The following is a 16,583-nucleotide window of genomic DNA, read 5'->3' on the forward strand; positions in this document are numbered from 1 at the left end:
GGCTCAGGCAATTTGAACTCCTCGGTCAGCAAAATCAATTCCCCAGGTTGGCTTCACCTGGGAACGCGTTGCATCCTGCGCAGGCAGGATCAGGCCTGGCCCTCCGAAGCTCGGAGGCACGTGGGATACGGTTTCTTGCACCAATTTTCGAGAATTCTGCGACGACGAGGGATCGATGCCGGCATGGGGCACTACACCCTCGACCGTGATGCGGGTCACCCGTTAACTATACCCAGAGTAAAGTTACTGTCCAGTTCGACACCCAGAAGTATGGCGTCTGTCGAATGAGGTTGGGGATCTCAATTCCGGCCGGCGGATCGGCCGCTATTGGCGGTACGATCACCGATCTGCACGCACTGATCGATGTAGTGCGCGCCGGCCGGACGCTGTGGTTCAGCCGATGCAATTCATGCTCTCAGGGACACACGTTGTCTTACAACGGCTCTGACAAAATATGTTGCACTGAGGCGACGATAAACACGATCACCGTGAAAGGGATGGCAATTAGTAGTTGGCCCCAGAATGTCGACCAGTTTGCCAATCCAACGAATGACAGGCCGGTGAGCACGGCTACGACCAGCCAGGACACCCACCGTCGCATTACCAGAGCTGCCAGCACAGGCGGGGCCACCATCAGCAGGCCGAGCCACAGCGGAGGCCACACGCCCAGCACGTTCACCACCGAATCGTCACACCACGTGGAACCGGCGACGCGGCCGAAAGGCAACGAGCCTTCAGCGTCACACGACGACGAAATGAGGTTCGACATCGGCCAACTACCGACCCACACGGCATTTCCAGCTGCCAGGAATGCCAACAACCACCAGACTGCGCGCAATACGGCCACACCGGAGTTTAGACGCTTCGTTGCGTACTCCATGCCATTCGGATCTGTAAACGAGCGCAATCCGATTGCGTTACAGGGACAGTCGTTAGCCGGCGCTGCATCAGATCTACGACTTGCGCTACCTTCGGGAGCGATGCGGGTCGGTATTACCCGCTTCAGGGCGCGATGGACCCACGCCTTGCGAATACGTCCAAACGGTCAGAGGGTCGTGCGCGTTCTCGCTGAGCTACTTGGCAGCGAACTCGGCCAGGTTGGTCGAAATGGGGTCCGCGGTCCCGTTGTTTTGCAGGGCTGCGGCGGTCAGGACATCGAGATGGTGGTAACCGGGGGCGATGACCGTCCTGCCGTAGGGGAGATCTTCTGGGGTGGTCATCACACCGGCGGTGATCCCACTTCCACCGAGGAGGTTCAAGATCGGGCGGGCGGTGAGTCCGGCTGGGTGGCGGAGCTGGTTGGTGATCGCGGGTGTCGTGGGTCCCAGGACGCTCTCGATCAACAGCTTCATCGGGAAGTACTGCTCAGTGAAATCCAGTGGGTGTTCCGCGAGACTCCGAGCGAGGTCGTTGATGTCGGTGACTTCATGGGCGGGGGTGGTGTAGGGGCGCCCGTGTTGGTCGAGATGCGCACTGCTGGTTACCTCGTTGAAGTTCTGCCACGTGTAGAGCGGGCCCTGTGCGACAGCAGGTATGACAAGGGGATCGGGGCCGAGCATTCCCGCAGTAATTTGCCGATTCGCGATATTGAGGTCGTCCGACAGAGGAAAGTTCTTGTCGGCCAGTAACCCGCCATCGAACATGCCGACGGAGGTTTGCAGAAAGGCCAATGGCTGGGAGTTGTTGTCCATCAGCCCGCCGAGGAGGGCGGCGTTGGTGAGGCGAATATCTCTGAGTGGCGTCGTGTCGGTGGCCAGACCCGCGGCGTCACGGGAAAAGAGAAGCCGTAAAGAATTGTCAATATTGTTGTTGCGCACACTCTTCAGGAAGTGCGTCTCACTGTCGGGAGCGATATTGGTGGCAGCGCCGACAAGCCCGAGTAGGTTCATGGTCTCGGGGTTGATGAGTGCCGGTAAGTTCGCCGACCGTGGGAGCAGTCCGCGGGTGGTCAGTTCGTCCAGAGCGTCCATTCCGAGGGGAGTTTGGGGGAGCATTGCGCTGAGTGTCGATACGTCCCCTAGCGGCAACGTCGTATCGATCGTGGTGTCGAGAGCGAAGTAGCCGGAGCATTGTTGGTAACCGGGTTGTCCATCGAAGTCCCATTGGACGAAATAGGCGGTCAGTGAGCCACCAAGCGAATGACCACCACAGAGCACCCTGTTTCGCCGAAACGCCGGGTCGGGCAGTTCGGCGCTCATGAGGTCGTACTGATCGATGACGGTCTGCTCGATTCCGATGTGGGAGAGCCACCCCAGATCGGAATCGGGTACGAACCCCGCGAATCGCCGTCCATCAACGGTGCCCTGACCGTAGTAGTAATCGATGGCGATATTGATGTCTTGGTTGGCGACCGCTGTGTCGATTCCGGTGTGATCCTCTAAGCAATTCGAGCGCCGATCCAGAGCCCAGAACTCGATATGCCGGCCGCCGGCCGCGGCGGCGGCGACAGTATTGCGCGCGACGCTGTCGAACGCTGCCGCCCCCTCCAGAACGCCGGGCTGAGCAATCAAGATCTTGTCTGCGTTCGCGGAGGCCGTTGGACCGTCGGCGGCGCGATACCGTTGGTACGAAAGCCAATCGCAGGCAGCTGGATGTGCGCCGACCGAACGCGGAAGCGGAATTTTGACGCGAACAACTGACTCGACCACCGAGGTGATCGGGGATGAGGTTTGCACGATTGATTCGGTGCGCTGATGCGACGGTGCAGAATAGGCGACGGGTGTGTGCGCCGCGATCAGAGCGGTTGTGGCCAGCAGAGTTCCCGCTACCAGTGCGGCCGTAGCCCGATTGACCTTCACGTGTGCCCCCCGACTCAACAACACTCTGTCCGAACGCTGTTCGCCAGAATCGTAGTGACCCACTCCCTGAATATCTGGGAGACTCCGATTTCGGTCCAATGGTGCCGCGCAAGACGCGAACATTGCACAGACTGGACGCGCCGGTGCCGCAACCCTTGCCCCTCCTCCTCAATCGGAGCAATCTGGGTATTGAGTGTTTGCGTCGCGGGAGGGCGAGCCATGGACATGGTTGAGGTCGAGGGACTCCAGATCGCTTATGAACGGGGCGGTCACGGACCCCCGCTCGTCCTCGTCCACGGGGGTGTCGGCGACGGCCCGCGAACGTGGCGGCCGCAACTCGACGAGCTCGCTGACGACTTCACGGTGGTGGCGTGGGATGCACCCGGCGCCGGATCTTCTTCTGATCCACCTCCGAACACCGGTATGGGCGAGTACGCCGACTACCTGGCGGGGTTCATCAAGAAGCTCGGATTCGAGCACCCACACGTCGCCGGGATCTCCTTCGGAGGAGCACTGGCGTTGGAGTTCAATCGGCGTCACCCGGACATCGCAGCTTCTCTGATGTTGATATCGGCCTACGCGGGCTGGCGCGGGTCGTTGCCTTCTGAGGTGGCCGACCAGCGGCTACAGCAGGCACTGACGTTGGCCGACCTCTCCCCGGAGGAAGTGGTCGACACACTGCTCCCGACGATGTTCAGCGGTTCGACCCCGTGGGACGTGGTCGACAGGTTCGGTGCGAGCCTTCTGGCGGTTCACCCGATCGGATTGCGAGCCATGGCACGAGCCTGCGCCGTGGATCTGCGAGACGTGCTTCCCAGCATCAAGATTCCGACACTCCTGGTGTACGGCGATCACGACGTGCGGGCCCCGCTGTCCGTCGCGGAGGCGCTCCACGGCGCAATCGCCGGCTCCGAGCTGGTCGTGCTCCGAGGGACTGGGCATCTCTGCAACTTGGAAGCCCCGCACCAGTTCAACGAAGCACTACGCAGCTTCGCCCTCGGTGTACCGGACCGGCGATGACGACGGCGACTGCGATCAGGCAGTGACGACCGGGTTCCGGACCAGGTCGGCCAGAAGGGCTGGGGCAGTGAGGGGGAGTAAGTGGTTGTGCCCGGGGATGACAGTGGTTCGGGCGTCGGGCAATATCGCAGCCAGGTAGTCCACCAGCCGATGCGTGAAGACCGGGCTCTCGCCACCGGCGACGAGCTGGACCGGCTGGGTGATCCGGCGTGCCAGCTCTTCGTCGAAGTTCCACTCGGCGAGTGCGGACACCTCGCCGGTGAAGCAGTAACCGCAGTCGCGTTCGGCGCGTTCGGCGCCGGCTTGGCCCAGCGCGGTCGCGATTACGGTCCGATGCTCCGGTCCGCACAGTGCCGTCAGGAAGGTGTCGAAGGCAGTGGGCAGGTCGCCCTGGGCGGCGGCGCCCATCGCTGCACCCAGGGCTGGCCCGATTGCGGCGGCGACGGCCGCCCGGTCCTCCGGCGGCAGAAGCGGATCGATCAGGGGTGGTTCGACAAGAACGAGCTCGCCGACCAGCTCGGGGTGGTCGAGCGCCAGCTGCAGTGCGACCACGCAGCCGGAAGAGTGCGCGAGCACGCGGGCCCGCTCAATTCCCAGGCGGCGCAGCAGATCCGCGCACTCGTCGGCGTGGTCGGCCACCGACATCGGTTCAGGGGGTGCAGGGTCGGCATATCCCGTGCGGGTCACGCGGATCCGGCGTAGGTCGGCTGCCGCAGGCCCGCTTTCGAGTGGGACGAACCAGTCTGCGAACAGGGCCGCATGGATGAGAACCAGCGGCTCGCCGGTTCCTCCGGAATCGTGATATTTCATGGTGTTCTCCTTTTCTCGGTGTGCGGTTCGGGTCAATCGGCGTAGAGACGGATCTCGATGCCGTCGGGGTCGTGCAGTCCGACGAGGACTGCGCCGCCGTGGTGGCCGGTGACGATGCCGCCGTGCTGCTGGTCGATTGCGGCCAGGTGTTCGGCCCAGTCGTGGACGCCCTCCCGGGTCGGGACACGAAGCGCGACGAGGTCGAAACCAGACAAGGCAGCGGCGCGTTCGGGGTTGTGCCGGAGGGCTATCGGGGTCGTGCCATCGGAGGTTTTGAGAGCGACGCCGCGCAGCTCGCCCTCTTCGGTGAACTCGATCTCCACCTCCATCCCGAGCACCCGTAGGTACCAGTCGATGCTGGCGTGCACGTCGCTGACGGGGATCTTCACGTGGTGGATCGCGGCAAGGTCGGGCATGGTCTCCTCCATTTCATTGGAGTGAACTCTAGCGAGTCACTAGAGTAGTCTCTAACAAATGATCAATTCCGTCAACAACGAACCGCCACCGACTGTCAGCCGCGCCGAGAAGACACGCCTGACCAGGCGGAGGATCATCACGGCAGCGGCAGACTTGTTCCTCGACAAGGGCTACGGCTCAACCACTCTCGACCAGGTCGCGACACGCGCGGCCGTCGCGACGCAGACGGTCTACTTCCATTTCGGAAACAAGGCGACGCTACTCAAGGAGGCACTCGACATCGCAGCGGTCGGCGACGACGATCCGGTACCGCTACTCGACCGCCCATGGTTCCAAGAGGTGATGGCCGAATCCGACCCGGTCCGAATCGTCGAGCTCTGGATGGCCGGCGGCCGTGAGATCTTGCAGCGGGTAGCTCCGCTGCTCTCCGTCGTCCGCGGCACCGTCGGCAGCGATCCTGACCTCGCGGTGCAGTGGGAGGTCAATGAGGAACAGCGCCGCACCGCGTACCGCGCGCTGGCCGATCTGCTGGCCGATCGCGATGCGCTCCGCAGCGGGCTCAGCGTCGAGGACGCCGCCGACCTCGCCTTCCTGATCGCCAGCGTCGAGAACTACTTCGTCGCCACGAACACCCTCGGCTGGGCGCCGGAACACTGGCAGCGCACCACCACCTCGTTGCTTGTCGCGGCCCTGGTCGGCCAGACGTGAGACCTGGGGATTCGTGTGAACACCCAGATCCACTCGCGATCGGGCGCATCGATGATTTTGAAGGCGTTCGCAGGTCTACCCTTTGATCGAAGCAACCACCACAAACGGGAGCTGACCATGGGCCTGATCCACATCGAGCTGTTCACAACCCTCGACCTCGTCGGGCAGGCGCCCGGTGGCCCCGACGAGGATCCAGAGGGATTTCCGTTCGGAGGCTGGCAGGCGCCTCTTTTCGACGACGCCACCGGTGCCCAGGTACATGCTGCATACGAGGGCACGGACGCCCTGCTGCTCGGTCGGCGGACCTACGACATCTTCGCTGCGTATTGGCCGCATCAGGAGGGAGGCGAGGACAACGCGATCGCCACGCTCTTCAACGGCGTCCCGAAGTATGTCGCCTCCCGTGGCAAACCCGAGCTTTCGTGGGCAGGGTCGACGCAACTCGGCCCAGATCTGGCCGATGCGGTGCGCGAGATCCGGGACCGGCACCAAAACATCAAGGTTGTCGGGAGCCTGAACTTGGTGCAGACCCTGTTGCGCGAGAAGCTCTTCGACCGGCTCGACCTCTGGGTGCATCCCATCGTGCTCGGTGTGGGCAAGGGAGTGTTCGACGGTGGCGCCGTGCCGACCAACCTCACCCTGCTCGAACCGCCGGTGGCCGGTGCGAGAGGCGCGGTGTATCTGCGCTACGGCTTGGTCGATGGGACACCCGAGACGGGGGATATGAGCGTCGATCCGTCCTGAGGCAGTTCTGCGCCTCACGTTCCTCTTCGTCGGCGAATCGCCTGGGGCAGAAGCCTTATGTCACTGCGACCGGTTGTCGGCGACGTCGGCTGTACACGGCACCCGCAACCCAAGCGCTGTCATATGCGGGGTCGCCGCGGATGAATTGTCAACGGCCCTGGAACCGTGCGATAGCGTCCTCAGTCGCGGGGGTGAAGAGGTTGACCAGGTTGCCGTCGGGGTCGCGGAACAGGACTGAGCGATTGCCCCAGGGCATCGTCGTGGGTTCTTGCACCCATTCGCTGACGAGCGATGAGAGGCGGGTGTATTCCGCATCGACGTCGTCGACGCGGAACTCGAGGATGACGCTGTGGTTGGCGGCCGCCCGCGCCGATCCGGCACCGAACAGCGGGACCGTCTGGGAGTGTCCGATGGCCAGCGTCGCCGAGGGCAGAACGAATTCGGCGAAGGGGGGCGCAGGCCGCTCAGCCTTGACTCCGGTCACCTGCTCATAGAACGAGACCAGTCGGTCGACGTTATCGGTGATGATGCGTATTGAAGCGAAATGCATGGACCGTCTTCCTTCTTGAAGGGGGGGTAATGCTACGCTACCGTAGCGTAGCTGTTCGAGAGGAGCAACATCGATGCCACATCGAGTACCGGAGGGTGAGCCGGCGGGGGCAACGTCGGCGAGGGTGGATAGCCGAGTTGAGCGCTCCAAACGGTCGGTTTTGGCAGCCACCGAAGAGCTGCTGAACGAAGGCGGGGTCGGTGGCTTCAGCATTGACGAGGTGTCCCGACGATCCGGTGTGGCCAAGACGACCATTTATCGTCACTGGGCAGACCGCAATGCGCTCGTCCTTGATGCGTGCTCCCAGATCACCGAACAGCAGCAGATTCCCGACACCGGATCGCTCCAAGGCGATCTGACGGAGGCGCTGACAAACATTGCGCACCTACTGCAAACAGCCAATTGGTCCTCGGTGCTGCCGTCGATCATCGACGCTTCAGAGCGCGATCCTGCTTTCGCGGACATCCACAAGAAGATTCAAAGCGGCCACGCCGCCCCGCTGCGGGCGATCCTCGAACGTGCCGCGAATCGCGGCGAGCCACGACCGAACGACGACCACGCAACGACCATCGCAATTCTCCTGGGCCCGCTGTTCTACCGCCGCTGGTTCTCACGCGAACCGATCGACCAAGACTTTGTCACGGCCATAGTCACGCGCGCGATCGCGCAGGATCGGGAGTGACGGCACGGCAAGGGAGATCGGCACTTCTGCGAACCCGGACGCACAACCCGCGCCATTCGCTCTCGACGGCGAGTTCCTGAAAGCTGTTTGTGCGCAATATGTCTCCTGGTGGTCGCCGATAGCACCCCAATGCACCGCGTGTGTCGCGGCGGATTGCTGGACTCGTCGACACCGTCGTCCCGACTCATGAGTGCTTCTGACTTTACGACCTTCGTCCGCGGTCAGGGAGTGTCTGCTGGTGCCTGGATAGATGGACACTCCCTGACGGAGCTGCCGGACGGTTGACTGGAACCACACGAGCGAAAGGAACGCGACATGGCCGAGAACAAGGTGTGGTTCGTAACCGGTGCCGCACGCGGTATGGGTGTGGACATCACCCGTGCAGCGCTCGACGCCGGCCACCGGGTGGTGGCGACCGCGCGTGATGCAACCAAGGTCACCGAGGTGTTCGGTGAGCGTGAGGACCTGCTCGCGGTGTCACTGGACATCACCGACCCGCCTGCAGCGGCGGCGGCGACCGAAGCGGCGATGCAGCGGTTCGGCCGGATCGATGTGTTGGTGAACAACGCGGGTCTGTTCTATGCGGGGTTCTTCGAGGAGATCAGCCCGGAGCAGTTCCGCCACCAGATGGAAGTGAACTTTTTCGGCCCCACAAACGTCACCCGTGCGGTGCTGCCGGTGATGCGCAAGCAGCGTAGCGGCCAGGTCGTGACGATGAGTTCGACCGCTGGCCTGGTCGGTCAGGAGTTCGTCGCCGCGTACTGTGCGTCGAAGTTCGCCGTCGAAGGGTGGATGGAGTCGCTGCGCTTCGACGTTGCCCCGTACGGGATTTCAACAATGATCGTCGAGCCTGGGTTCTTTCGCACCGAACTGTTGGTCGAGGGATCCTCGACACTATGGCCTGAGTTGTCGATCCCCGATTACGCCGAGCGCACGGCAGCAACAATTGAAGCATGGCAGGGCATGAACGGTAAGCAGTCCGGAGACCCGGCCAAGCTGGCCACCGCGCTGGTTGAGTTGGCAGATTCGGCGGAGCCGCCGCTGCGGTGGGTGGCCGGCGCCGATGCAATCGAGCTTGCTGCAGGGAAGGCGCAGACCTTGTTGGAGCAGGTGGACGCGCATCGCGACTTGTCGACCTCTTTGAACTTCAACAACTCCTGAAAACATCAGTCCGCTGTGCTCTTCTCGGTGCTTCGCGACCCCTTGACTTCAACCGGACTTGAGCTTGCAGCATTGGCTGTGGATCAAAAGAGATGTCTACGAGGAGGATCGCGATGCGCCAAGTACTGCCTGATGTGTGGGAGACGCGAGAGGACAATCCGTTTCCGGGCTTGACCACGCACGCCTATCTGTGGGCCGGAAGCAGCAACGCTCTGTTTTACTCGGTGGCCGGCGATGCGGATTTCGACGAATTGGAGCGTCACGGCGGTTTCGTCGACCACTACCTGTCCCATGTGGATGAGGCCGGCCCGATGTTGGGTCGGATTGCCGAGCGATTCGGGTCGAGGTTGCACGCTCCGGCGGCAGAGGCCGACGCCATCGGCAAGTACGCCCGAGTCGATATTCCCTTGACGGTACGTCACATCGACGACAACGGCATTGAGGTCATACCGACGCCGGGACACACCGTCGGTAGTACGTGCTACCTGGTGCCGGGTGCCGACGGCGCCCGCTATCTGTTCACTGGTGACTTGCTCTTCGTAAGCGGGTCGGGTGCCTGGACGGGCGGCTATATTGAGGCCTTCAGCGATGCCCGCGCGCTGGCCGAAAGCCTGCGCCTGCTGGCATCTCTGGAACCGGATGTGGTGATTTCCAGTGCATTTGGGGGCGATTCGGCAGTCCACCGGGTCAAGCCGCACGAATGGCCCGACCACGTCGAGCAAGCACTCGCAGGGTTATCTGCGGTGAAGTAATCCTGCGGCGCCTGACATGCCACGTTTGGTTCCATAGGCCAATCGCTATGTCACACAGTTCAATCGACCCGCGGGCGGCGAGGGGGAGGAGCTAATGGGTATGGGTAGAACGGATCGCGCCGGGAGAGCGAATTTGGCTTACGCCTGTGGGAAGTCGGTGGAGTGCGCGAGTTGTTTGCCGGTCTCGAAGTCGGCGCTCAGTGCACTGACTTTGGCTGTGGCGTAGGCGTAGGAATCTGAGCCGAGAAGTTGACGCAAGGGTCCGTCCGCGGAAGCTGCGATCGATATGATCGCCGTCGCACCCTGGGCCGGGTCGCCAAGCTGGCTGCCTTGTAGATCGAGGTGGTTCTGCGTCATCTCCCGGATGGATGGGTAACCCTCCTTGGTCGATTCGGGCAGCACCAAAGAATCGGTTGTCAGGAAGTCTGTGCGGAAATAGCCCGGCTCGACGATGGTGACCCGGCCTCCGAACTCTGAAACCTCGGCTGCCAGTGACTCACTGAGGCCTTCGAGCGCGAACTTTCCGGCGCAGTACAGACCCCAGCCCGGCATCGCGGTCAGCCCGAGCACGGAAGAGATGTTGATGATGTGGCCGTTCTGTTGGGACCGGATGATCGGAAGGACGGACCGAAGTACGTTCCACAGCCCGAAGATCTGGACGTCGAACATCTGGCGGGCGGCGGCATCGGTGGTCTCCTCCACGGCCGCGAGGTAGCCGTAGCCGGCGTTGTTCACCACTGTGTCGAGCCCACCGAAGCGATCGATGGTCTGGTGAACGGCTTCCTCGACTACGTCCGCGTCGGTGAGGTCGACCGATAGTGCCAACAGGCGGGCGGTGTCAACACCGTCCAAGGCGGTGAGAAGTCGGTCGGTCGAACGGGTCGTCGCAGCCACGTTGTCCCCACGTTCGAGTAATTGTTTGACCAATTCCAGTCCGAGGCCGCGGGAAGTGCCGGTCACGAACCAGGTGCTGGGGGTAGAGGGGAACATGTCGAATCACTCCTTGTGTGGGGGCCAAGCAGGTCGGTTTGCTGTTCGGCTTTGCTTTTTCAGTCTCGACGACCATGCGGCGGTGAAGGGGCGCATACCCGGCCCTTTTCGACCGAGGAACGCCGAACCTAGGACTGCGCGACCCAGGTGGCGATGGCCGCTGTGCGCCATGATGAAACGGTGAGTGAAACCAATCGCGAACTCGCCGACTTCCTGCGGCGGGCGAGGAGCCAGATTGACCCGTCTCGGGCCGGGCTTCCCTCGGGCGGGCGGGTACGCCGGGTGCCGGGATTGCGTCGCGAGGAGGTCGCGTTGCTCGCGGGGGTGTCCACCGACTACTACTCGCGCCTCGAGCAGGGCAGGCGCATCACTCCGTCGCCAGGTGTCGTCGACGCGATCGCGCGGGCACTCGATCTCGACGCTGCCGGCCGAGCTCATCTGGGAAATCTCATCGGACAGCGGTCAGCCGCCGCTCCACGCCGCGGCGCGCCCGTGCAGCGCGTCCGTCCGGGCCTCTACCAGTTTCTCGATGCGCTCGACGGCCAGCCGGCTCTGATCCTCGGACGGCGGTCAGACGTGCTCGCCACCAACAGGATGTCCCGCGCACTGTTCGCCGACTTCGATCAATTCCTGCCGCGCGAGCGTAACTATGCCAGGTGGATGTTTCTCGGCGCTTAACCGCGAAACCTGTTCGTCGACTGGGAAATACAGGCCCGCGCCGCGGTTGAGAGTCTGCGGCTCGAGATCGGCAATGATCCCGACGATCGTGCCACTCGGACTCTCGTCGATGAGCTGACGGACTGCAGCGAGGAGTTTCGTCAGTGGTGGTCAGAGCACCGGGTGTACCAGCGCACCCACGGGTCCAAACGACTGCGTCATCCAGTGGCCGGCGAACTGACAGTTGATTACGAGACACTCACTCTGCCTGATGATCCCGAGCAGACCCTGTTCGTATACACAACCGAACCCGGTAGCACTTCCCGGCAGGCAATAAATGTCCTTGCCAGCTGGGCATACTCGTAGCTGTCACGTCTTGCAATGGACGTGGGTATCTCCGCCTTTGCCGGTTAAAGTTCGGCGCCATTGAGTTGCTGGCGCACCGTGGCCGAGATCAGGGCGAGCGCAGCGCCGAAGTCGTGCTGCTGCGCCTCGCTGAGAGGGTCGAAGACCAACTCTCGCACGCGTTCGACGTGGCCGGGCGCGCTGTCGACGACCTTCTGTAGCCCGGCCTCGGTCAGCATGGCAAGGGTGTAGCGCCCGTTGTCCGGGTCGGGGCGGCGGGTGACCCACTGGCGCTGTTCGAAACGGACCATGACCTTCGACAATCGGGGCTGGCTGCTGTTGCACTGCGCAGCAAGGTCGCCGAGTCGCATCGTCAGGTCTTCGGCCATGGACAGGCGTGCGAGCACGCTGTACTCGAAGTTCGACGTGCCGGCGTCCCGCTCCAACTGACGGTCGAGCAACGTCGGGAGTGCGATGACGACCGTGAGCAGGTCCTGCCACATCGCTTGCTGGTCCTCGTCAAGCCAATGCGGCGAAGCGGTCATGGCATCCGACTCTACATCAATTGCTCATTTGACTTGCCTGGGCAAGTCAGGCAATCTTGGTGACACTTGCCTAGGCAAGTCAATGATGGGCCGCGTGCATCGCGCTTGGCCCAGCAACGACAAGAGGAGAGTCCGTGAAAGCGATTCGCTACCACCAGTTCGGCGACACCAAGGTTCTGCAAGAAGAGGAGGTGGCACGCCCCGTAGCGGGCCCGGGCCAGGTGCTGGTGAAAGTCGTTGCCACATCGTTCAACCCGGTGGACGACCACATTCGCCTAGGAGTGCTGGCGGAAGCCATTCCCACCTCGTTGCCGATCACGCCCGGTCTCGACGTTGCCGGCACGGTCGTCGAACTGGGCGCAGGGGTCAGCGGCGTGGAGATTGACGACCAAGTCGTCGGCATGTTTCCCCTCGACCAGCATGGCGGCGCGGCGGAATACGCGGTGATCGCGGCCGACCTTCTTGCCGCCGCGCCCACCACGGTGGCCCTCGCCGATGCCGCAGCCCTTCCGCTCACCGGCCTGGCTGCTCGGCAGGCCGCCATCGAGCTGGCCGACATCCAGAAAGGGCAGCGTGTGATCGTCAACGGAGCAGGCGGCGCAGTGGGCGGCCTGGTCGTCCAGCTTGCGGTCGACGCAGGCGCTACCGTCACCGCAGTCGACGGACCGCAACATGCTGAACGCCTGCGCAATTACGGTGCCACGAACGTGGTTGGCCCCCTTGACCTCGACGCGGGTCCCACCGCGGTCGACGGCCCCTTCGACGTTGTCGTCAATCACGTGCGCCTCGATACCGACGGACTTGCGAAGTTGACCTCGTACGTCGCCGACGGCGGCATCGTGGTCAGCTCGGCCGGCGCCGTACCCGCTGACGACGCGCGTTCGGTGCGGACTGCAAGCGTGTGGGTGACGCCCAACGGCTCCCACCTGGCCGACCTGGTGTCCCGTCTGGACGACGGCCGCCTCGAACTCGCCGTTGTCGATCGCCGACCATTGCAACAGCTACGAGCCGTCCACGATGACGCCGCCGGCGGCACGCTCGCCGGTAAAACCGTCATCATCGTCGCCTAGGCCCCGGAATGATGCCCCCTCCCGGACTGCCGCGAGGGGGCATTGTGCCGTGCATGCTCGGACTGGCCCCGACTGTTCCTGAGTCGACGTTGCACGACGGTGTATCACTTGGTTGCTCCGGATGACCAGAGGGTGTTCCAGTGGGTCGATGAGGGTTGAAAATGATTGCCCGCCTTAGGTTTAGCGCCAACGACGCTGGCGCTGCGACTTGTTTGATCAGAGACGTCATGCGTGGATGGTGAATCTCTGTCGAAATTTCGGCTCCGGCTCCGTCTCCATATCGAACGGGTAGACAACTAATGGAGGATTGATCCCATGGCACACATAAAACGTTTCGACCACGTCGGCATCACCGTTGCCGACCTGACCTCAGCCACGGCGTTCTTCGTCAAGCTGGGTTTCGAAGTCGAGGGCACTGGGACCGTAGAGGGCGAGTTCGTGGAGACCGTCTGCGGCATTCCGGGCGCACACTGTGAGATCGCGATGCTGCGGCCACCCGACGGAGGGTCCCGGCTCGAGCTCGCGAGCTTCGTCACGCCCGACCCCGTGGCCGGATCGCCCAGAGCGATGGCCAACGAGCTTGGCCTGCGCAACGTGTCATTCGAGGTCGGAGACCTCGAGACAGTCCTCGATGAGCTGGCTGTCGACGGCTACGGACTCATCGGCGGCATCGGCGAGTACAAGAACAGCGTGCGCATGGCGTACGTGCGGGGCCCGGACGGGATCATCGTGTCCCTGTGTGAGCAGATTGGTTGATGCGAACGTTGTATTGGGGCGATGTCTTCAACGGGACATAGCGTCGAGCGGATGCAACCGCAGGCTTGGGCGACGGCCACAGAACGCGCAGGGCGTGACGTTTCCTTCCGTCTGCAGTGGCAGGTTGTTGACCATTCGTTCCCTCAAGAGATCGGAACCACTACCAGCAACTGCACTGTGCCCTCGACGTTCCAGAGCCCGTTCGGATTGTTCTGTGCCGCCACGAACACGTCCACTGCTGTGTGCGCCCCGAGAGCTCACCGATCTCGCCCGACGGCGGGTTGGGCTTAAGGAACTCAGAGGGATCCGGCCCAGGCCATACGGGCAGGTCTTGAACGGACCGATCGATGTCAACGAAAGCTGATCGGCGCACAGTCACCTCGTCGGGAACTGAAACGTGTCTGTCAATTGAGCCGGCGTCACTGGGGGGTACTGTCGTCGCCACCGTGAAGCTTGGCCTCTCGGCTGTTCCGCAGTCCTCGCTGCCGCACCCCGTCGCCACTGCAGAAGCAAGACCTGCGGCTGTCAGACCGACTATTAGTCGACGTCCTCGCATCTGGCGTTCCTCCCCGTCACCCATAGGGGCTCACTCTCTCACCAATCTCCAATGAGTCTTGCCTCCTCGAGAAAGTCGAGAATTGAGTGAACGTTCACTGACGCAGATCCGAGCCCGCGCCGCACCATCCGGGGGAGATACGCAGACGTGCGGGGGATCGGGTATCAACACGGTCCGACTCAAATACGGAGACACAGAACGTAATTCGCGCTGCGGCTGAGATTCGGCGGCACATGATCGCCCCAACCTCTACAGTGTGACTCAGAGCACAGTGGTGGGCTGAGGGACCGCGCACCACGCCCGACGACAACAGGGGATACGCCAATGACAGTCGCCGCAGCCTCGGCCAGCGAGCTTCAGGGTGAACCGATGCGTTCCGGTCGCAATACCTGGAACAACCAGGTACGACGACACGCTCTGATGACACCGGACCGGGTTGCTGTGAAGTATCTCGATGCCGCAACCACCTGGCGTGAACTCGACGACCGGTCGCACCGTTTCGCCGCGGCTCTGCAACGCCGGGGCGTCCAATTCGGCGATCGCATCCTGATCGCGTTACTCAATCGCACCGAATACGTCGAGGCGGTGCTCGGCGCGAATCTGATTGGTGCGATCCCGGTTCCGGTCAACATTCGCATGAGCCCAGCCGAAGTCGGCTACCTGGTTCATGACAGTGGCGCCACGATAGTTCTCACCGAGAGACTGCTCGCACCGCTGGCCGATGCAGTGCGGGCGTCCACCGGCGCCATCGACACCACCATCGTCGTCGACGCCGACGACAGCGGCGATCACCTGGACTACGAAACGCTCCTCGCGCAGGATCCTGCGGATTTGGCAGAGGTAGACATCCCCGAAGACACCGTCGCACTCATCATGTACACCTCGGGAACCACCGGAAAACCCAAGGGCGCCATGTTGACCCACGCCAATCTGCAATCCCAGGCGATGACCACGATCAATGCGTCCGATGGCCAACCGGGCGACATAGCCTCGGTGGTGCCGCCGATCTTTCATATCGCCGGCATCGCAGCATTCGCGCCGGTCTTCTATCGCGGCATCCAGGCGGTCATCCATCCGCTCGGCGCGTTTGATCCTGACGCCATGCTCGACACCTTGGAACGCGAAGGCACTACTTCGGTGTTCATGGTGCCGGCCCAGTGGCAGGCGGTGTGCGCGGCGCAGCGGGCCAAGCCCCGCAACCTCAGGCTGCGGACGATCAGTTGGGGGGCGGCCCCAGCCCCCGATACCGTACTCCGTGCCATGAATGAGTTGTTCCCGGACGCACTCAACATGACTGCGTTCGGGCAGACCGAGATGTCGCCGGTGACAACCCTTCTCGAAGGTCAGGACGCCATCCGGAAGATCGGGTCGATTGGCAAAGTGGTGCCGGCGGTGACTGCTCGCATCGTCGACCCCCTGATGGAAGACGTCAAACCCGGAGAAGTGGGTGAAATCGTCTATCGCGGGCCGAATCTGATGAAAGGCTACTGGCAGAATCCGCAGGCTACGGCTGAAGCGTTCCGGGGTGGGTGGTTCCACTCCGGAGACCTGGTCCGGCAGGACGACGAGGGCTTTCTCTATGTGGTCGACCGCGCCAAAGACATGATCATTTCCGGTGGCGAGAACATCTACTGCGCTGAAGTCGAGAACGTGCTCTACAGCCATCCCGCCATCGCCGAAGCCGCGATCATCGGTCGGGCACACCCGAAGTGGGGTGAAGTCCCGGTCGCAGTCGTGGTCCTGGCCAACGGTGCTGACTCGCTCGCCCTCGACGACCTCGGGCCTCACCTCAACGAGAACTTGGCGCGCTTCAAACACCCCAAAGACCTGGTTGTCGTCGACGAACTACCGCGCAATCCCGCGGGCAAAGTGGTCAAACCCAAACTCCGCGCAGCGTATGGCAGTAAGGATGCGGGCTTGATTCACTGATTCCGGTACTGCGGCCACACCACCTTTCGGTGCTCGCGCAACCGCTTGAGTGCGCCACACCGTCACAGGATACGACCTGTTCTTGTCTGCCGT

Annotated in this window: 17 protein-coding genes and 1 pseudogene; 10 read left to right on the forward strand and 8 right to left on the reverse strand. The window is 62.8% G+C overall.

The genetic code is table 11. The features are described 5' to 3' along the window. Positions 1-3: 3 nt before the first annotated feature. The 3 genes from AC56PL_RS16030 to AC56PL_RS16040 form a co-directional block, all read right to left on the reverse strand. Positions 4-219, reverse strand: coding sequence for a hypothetical protein (locus tag AC56PL_RS16030; protein WP_497154476.1), 216 nt, complete (start codon positions 217-219; stop codon positions 4-6). A 214-nt stretch (positions 220-433) separates the two neighbouring features. Next, positions 434-847 (reverse strand): ABC transporter permease, encoded by a 414-nt coding sequence (locus AC56PL_RS16035; RefSeq protein WP_495516354.1) that lies wholly within the window; start codon positions 845-847, stop codon positions 434-436. 226 nt (positions 848-1,073) lie between these two features. Beyond that, positions 1,074-2,675 (reverse strand): hypothetical protein, encoded by a 1,602-nt coding sequence (locus AC56PL_RS16040; protein ID WP_497154477.1) that lies wholly within the window; start codon positions 2,673-2,675, stop codon positions 1,074-1,076. 342 nt (positions 2,676-3,017) lie between these two features. Between AC56PL_RS16040 and AC56PL_RS16045 the strand changes: the two genes are divergently transcribed. Further along, positions 3,018-3,818, forward strand: a complete 801-nt coding sequence (locus AC56PL_RS16045; protein WP_495516356.1) for an alpha/beta fold hydrolase — start codon at positions 3,018-3,020, stop codon at positions 3,816-3,818. Positions 3,819-3,833: 15 nt separating this feature from the next. Here AC56PL_RS16045 and AC56PL_RS16050 read toward each other — a convergent pair whose 3' ends face one another. Together AC56PL_RS16050 and AC56PL_RS16055 are read right to left on the reverse strand one after the other, a co-directional pair. Beyond that, complete coding sequence (locus AC56PL_RS16050; protein WP_497154478.1) at positions 3,834-4,628, reverse strand: alpha/beta fold hydrolase; 795 nt, start codon at positions 4,626-4,628, stop codon at positions 3,834-3,836. A gap of 32 nt (positions 4,629-4,660) precedes the next feature. Next, on the reverse strand, positions 4,661-5,044 hold the full coding sequence (locus AC56PL_RS16055) for a VOC family protein (protein WP_495516358.1): 384 nt from the start codon (positions 5,042-5,044) through the stop codon (positions 4,661-4,663). A 58-nt stretch (positions 5,045-5,102) separates the two neighbouring features. Here AC56PL_RS16055 and AC56PL_RS16060 point away from each other — a divergent pair, with 58 nt between their 5' ends. Both AC56PL_RS16060 and AC56PL_RS16065 read left to right on the forward strand, forming a co-directional pair. Further along, positions 5,103-5,753: a TetR family transcriptional regulator gene (locus tag AC56PL_RS16060; RefSeq protein ID WP_495516359.1), complete on the forward strand. Its 651-nt coding sequence runs from the start codon at positions 5,103-5,105 to the stop codon at positions 5,751-5,753. 117 nt (positions 5,754-5,870) lie between these two features. Next, a complete protein-coding gene (locus AC56PL_RS16065; protein WP_497154831.1) occupies positions 5,871-6,497 on the forward strand; it encodes a dihydrofolate reductase family protein in 627 nt (208 codons plus the stop codon). Between the two features lie 148 nt (positions 6,498-6,645). Here the strand turns inward: AC56PL_RS16065 and AC56PL_RS16070 are convergent, their stop codons facing one another. Beyond that, the gene (locus tag AC56PL_RS16070; protein ID WP_497154479.1) at positions 6,646-7,047 is read right to left on the reverse strand and encodes a VOC family protein; all 402 of its coding nucleotides are present in this window, start codon (positions 7,045-7,047) and stop codon (positions 6,646-6,648) included. Between the two features lie 160 nt (positions 7,048-7,207). On the opposite strand from AC56PL_RS16070, the gene AC56PL_RS16075 reads away from it, so the two are divergent. From AC56PL_RS16075 to AC56PL_RS16085, 3 genes are all read left to right on the forward strand, one after another. Beyond that, the gene (locus AC56PL_RS16075; RefSeq protein WP_497154480.1) at positions 7,208-7,729 is read left to right on the forward strand and encodes a TetR/AcrR family transcriptional regulator; all 522 of its coding nucleotides are present in this window, start codon (positions 7,208-7,210) and stop codon (positions 7,727-7,729) included. A gap of 315 nt (positions 7,730-8,044) precedes the next feature. Next, positions 8,045-8,890: an SDR family NAD(P)-dependent oxidoreductase gene (locus tag AC56PL_RS16080; RefSeq protein WP_497154481.1), complete on the forward strand. Its 846-nt coding sequence runs from the start codon at positions 8,045-8,047 to the stop codon at positions 8,888-8,890. Between the two features lie 113 nt (positions 8,891-9,003). Beyond that, entirely contained in the window at positions 9,004-9,642 is a 639-nt protein-coding gene (locus AC56PL_RS16085) for an MBL fold metallo-hydrolase (RefSeq protein ID WP_497154482.1), read from the forward strand. A gap of 138 nt (positions 9,643-9,780) precedes the next feature. On the opposite strand, the gene AC56PL_RS16090 is transcribed toward AC56PL_RS16085, so the two are convergent. Further along, entirely contained in the window at positions 9,781-10,632 is an 852-nt protein-coding gene (locus AC56PL_RS16090; protein ID WP_497154483.1) for an SDR family NAD(P)-dependent oxidoreductase, read from the reverse strand. 180 nt (positions 10,633-10,812) lie between these two features. On the opposite strand from AC56PL_RS16090, the pseudogene AC56PL_RS16095 reads away from it, so the two are divergent. After that, a pseudogene (locus AC56PL_RS16095) lies at positions 10,813-11,655 on the forward strand (helix-turn-helix transcriptional regulator). A 44-nt stretch (positions 11,656-11,699) separates the two neighbouring features. On the opposite strand, the gene AC56PL_RS16100 reads toward AC56PL_RS16095, so the two are convergent. Further along, positions 11,700-12,179 carry a MarR family transcriptional regulator gene (locus tag AC56PL_RS16100; protein ID WP_495516367.1) on the reverse strand — a complete coding sequence of 160 codons (480 nt, stop codon included), beginning with the start codon at positions 12,177-12,179 and terminating at the stop codon, positions 11,700-11,702. 134 nt (positions 12,180-12,313) lie between these two features. Between AC56PL_RS16100 and AC56PL_RS16105 the strand changes: the two genes are divergently transcribed. The 3 genes from AC56PL_RS16105 to fadD5 all read left to right on the forward strand — a co-directional run bounded on the left by AC56PL_RS16105 (position 12,314) and on the right by fadD5 (position 16,490). Beyond that, on the forward strand, positions 12,314-13,249 hold the full coding sequence (locus AC56PL_RS16105) for an alcohol dehydrogenase catalytic domain-containing protein (RefSeq protein WP_495516368.1): 936 nt from the start codon (positions 12,314-12,316) through the stop codon (positions 13,247-13,249). A gap of 315 nt (positions 13,250-13,564) precedes the next feature. After that, on the forward strand, positions 13,565-14,005 hold the full coding sequence (locus AC56PL_RS16110; RefSeq protein ID WP_495516369.1) for a VOC family protein: 441 nt from the start codon (positions 13,565-13,567) through the stop codon (positions 14,003-14,005). A gap of 880 nt (positions 14,006-14,885) precedes the next feature. Further along, positions 14,886-16,490 carry a fatty-acid--CoA ligase FadD5 gene (fadD5, locus tag AC56PL_RS16115; protein WP_497154484.1) on the forward strand — a complete coding sequence of 535 codons (1,605 nt, stop codon included), beginning with the start codon at positions 14,886-14,888 and terminating at the stop codon, positions 16,488-16,490. Positions 16,491-16,583: the final 93 nt, after the last annotated feature.

It is taken from the genome of Williamsia sp. Y721 (genome assembly GCF_059683565.1).

What these genes read in the sequence shown, in the direction of transcription:
- AC56PL_RS16110 (WP_495516369.1), top strand. Translation starts at nt 13,565, where the DNA reads ATGGCACACATAAAACGTTTCGACCACGTCGGCATCACCGTTGCCGAC.
- AC56PL_RS16090 (WP_497154483.1), bottom strand. Translation starts at nt 10,632, where the DNA reads ATGTTCCCCTCTACCCCCAGCACCTGGTTCGTGACCGGCACTTCCCGC.
- AC56PL_RS16085 (WP_497154482.1), top strand. Translation starts at nt 9,004, where the DNA reads ATGCGCCAAGTACTGCCTGATGTGTGGGAGACGCGAGAGGACAATCCG.
- AC56PL_RS16100 (WP_495516367.1), bottom strand. Translation starts at nt 12,179, where the DNA reads ATGACCGCTTCGCCGCATTGGCTTGACGAGGACCAGCAAGCGATGTGG.
- AC56PL_RS16060 (WP_495516359.1), top strand. Translation starts at nt 5,103, where the DNA reads ATGATCAATTCCGTCAACAACGAACCGCCACCGACTGTCAGCCGCGCC.
- AC56PL_RS16080 (WP_497154481.1), top strand. Translation starts at nt 8,045, where the DNA reads ATGGCCGAGAACAAGGTGTGGTTCGTAACCGGTGCCGCACGCGGTATG.
- AC56PL_RS16050 (WP_497154478.1), bottom strand. Translation starts at nt 4,628, where the DNA reads ATGAAATATCACGATTCCGGAGGAACCGGCGAGCCGCTGGTTCTCATC.
- AC56PL_RS16065 (WP_497154831.1), top strand. Translation starts at nt 5,871, where the DNA reads ATGGGCCTGATCCACATCGAGCTGTTCACAACCCTCGACCTCGTCGGG.
- AC56PL_RS16045 (WP_495516356.1), top strand. Translation starts at nt 3,018, where the DNA reads ATGGACATGGTTGAGGTCGAGGGACTCCAGATCGCTTATGAACGGGGC.
- fadD5 (WP_497154484.1), top strand. Translation starts at nt 14,886, where the DNA reads ATGACAGTCGCCGCAGCCTCGGCCAGCGAGCTTCAGGGTGAACCGATG.
- AC56PL_RS16055 (WP_495516358.1), bottom strand. Translation starts at nt 5,044, where the DNA reads ATGCCCGACCTTGCCGCGATCCACCACGTGAAGATCCCCGTCAGCGAC.
- AC56PL_RS16070 (WP_497154479.1), bottom strand. Translation starts at nt 7,047, where the DNA reads ATGCATTTCGCTTCAATACGCATCATCACCGATAACGTCGACCGACTG.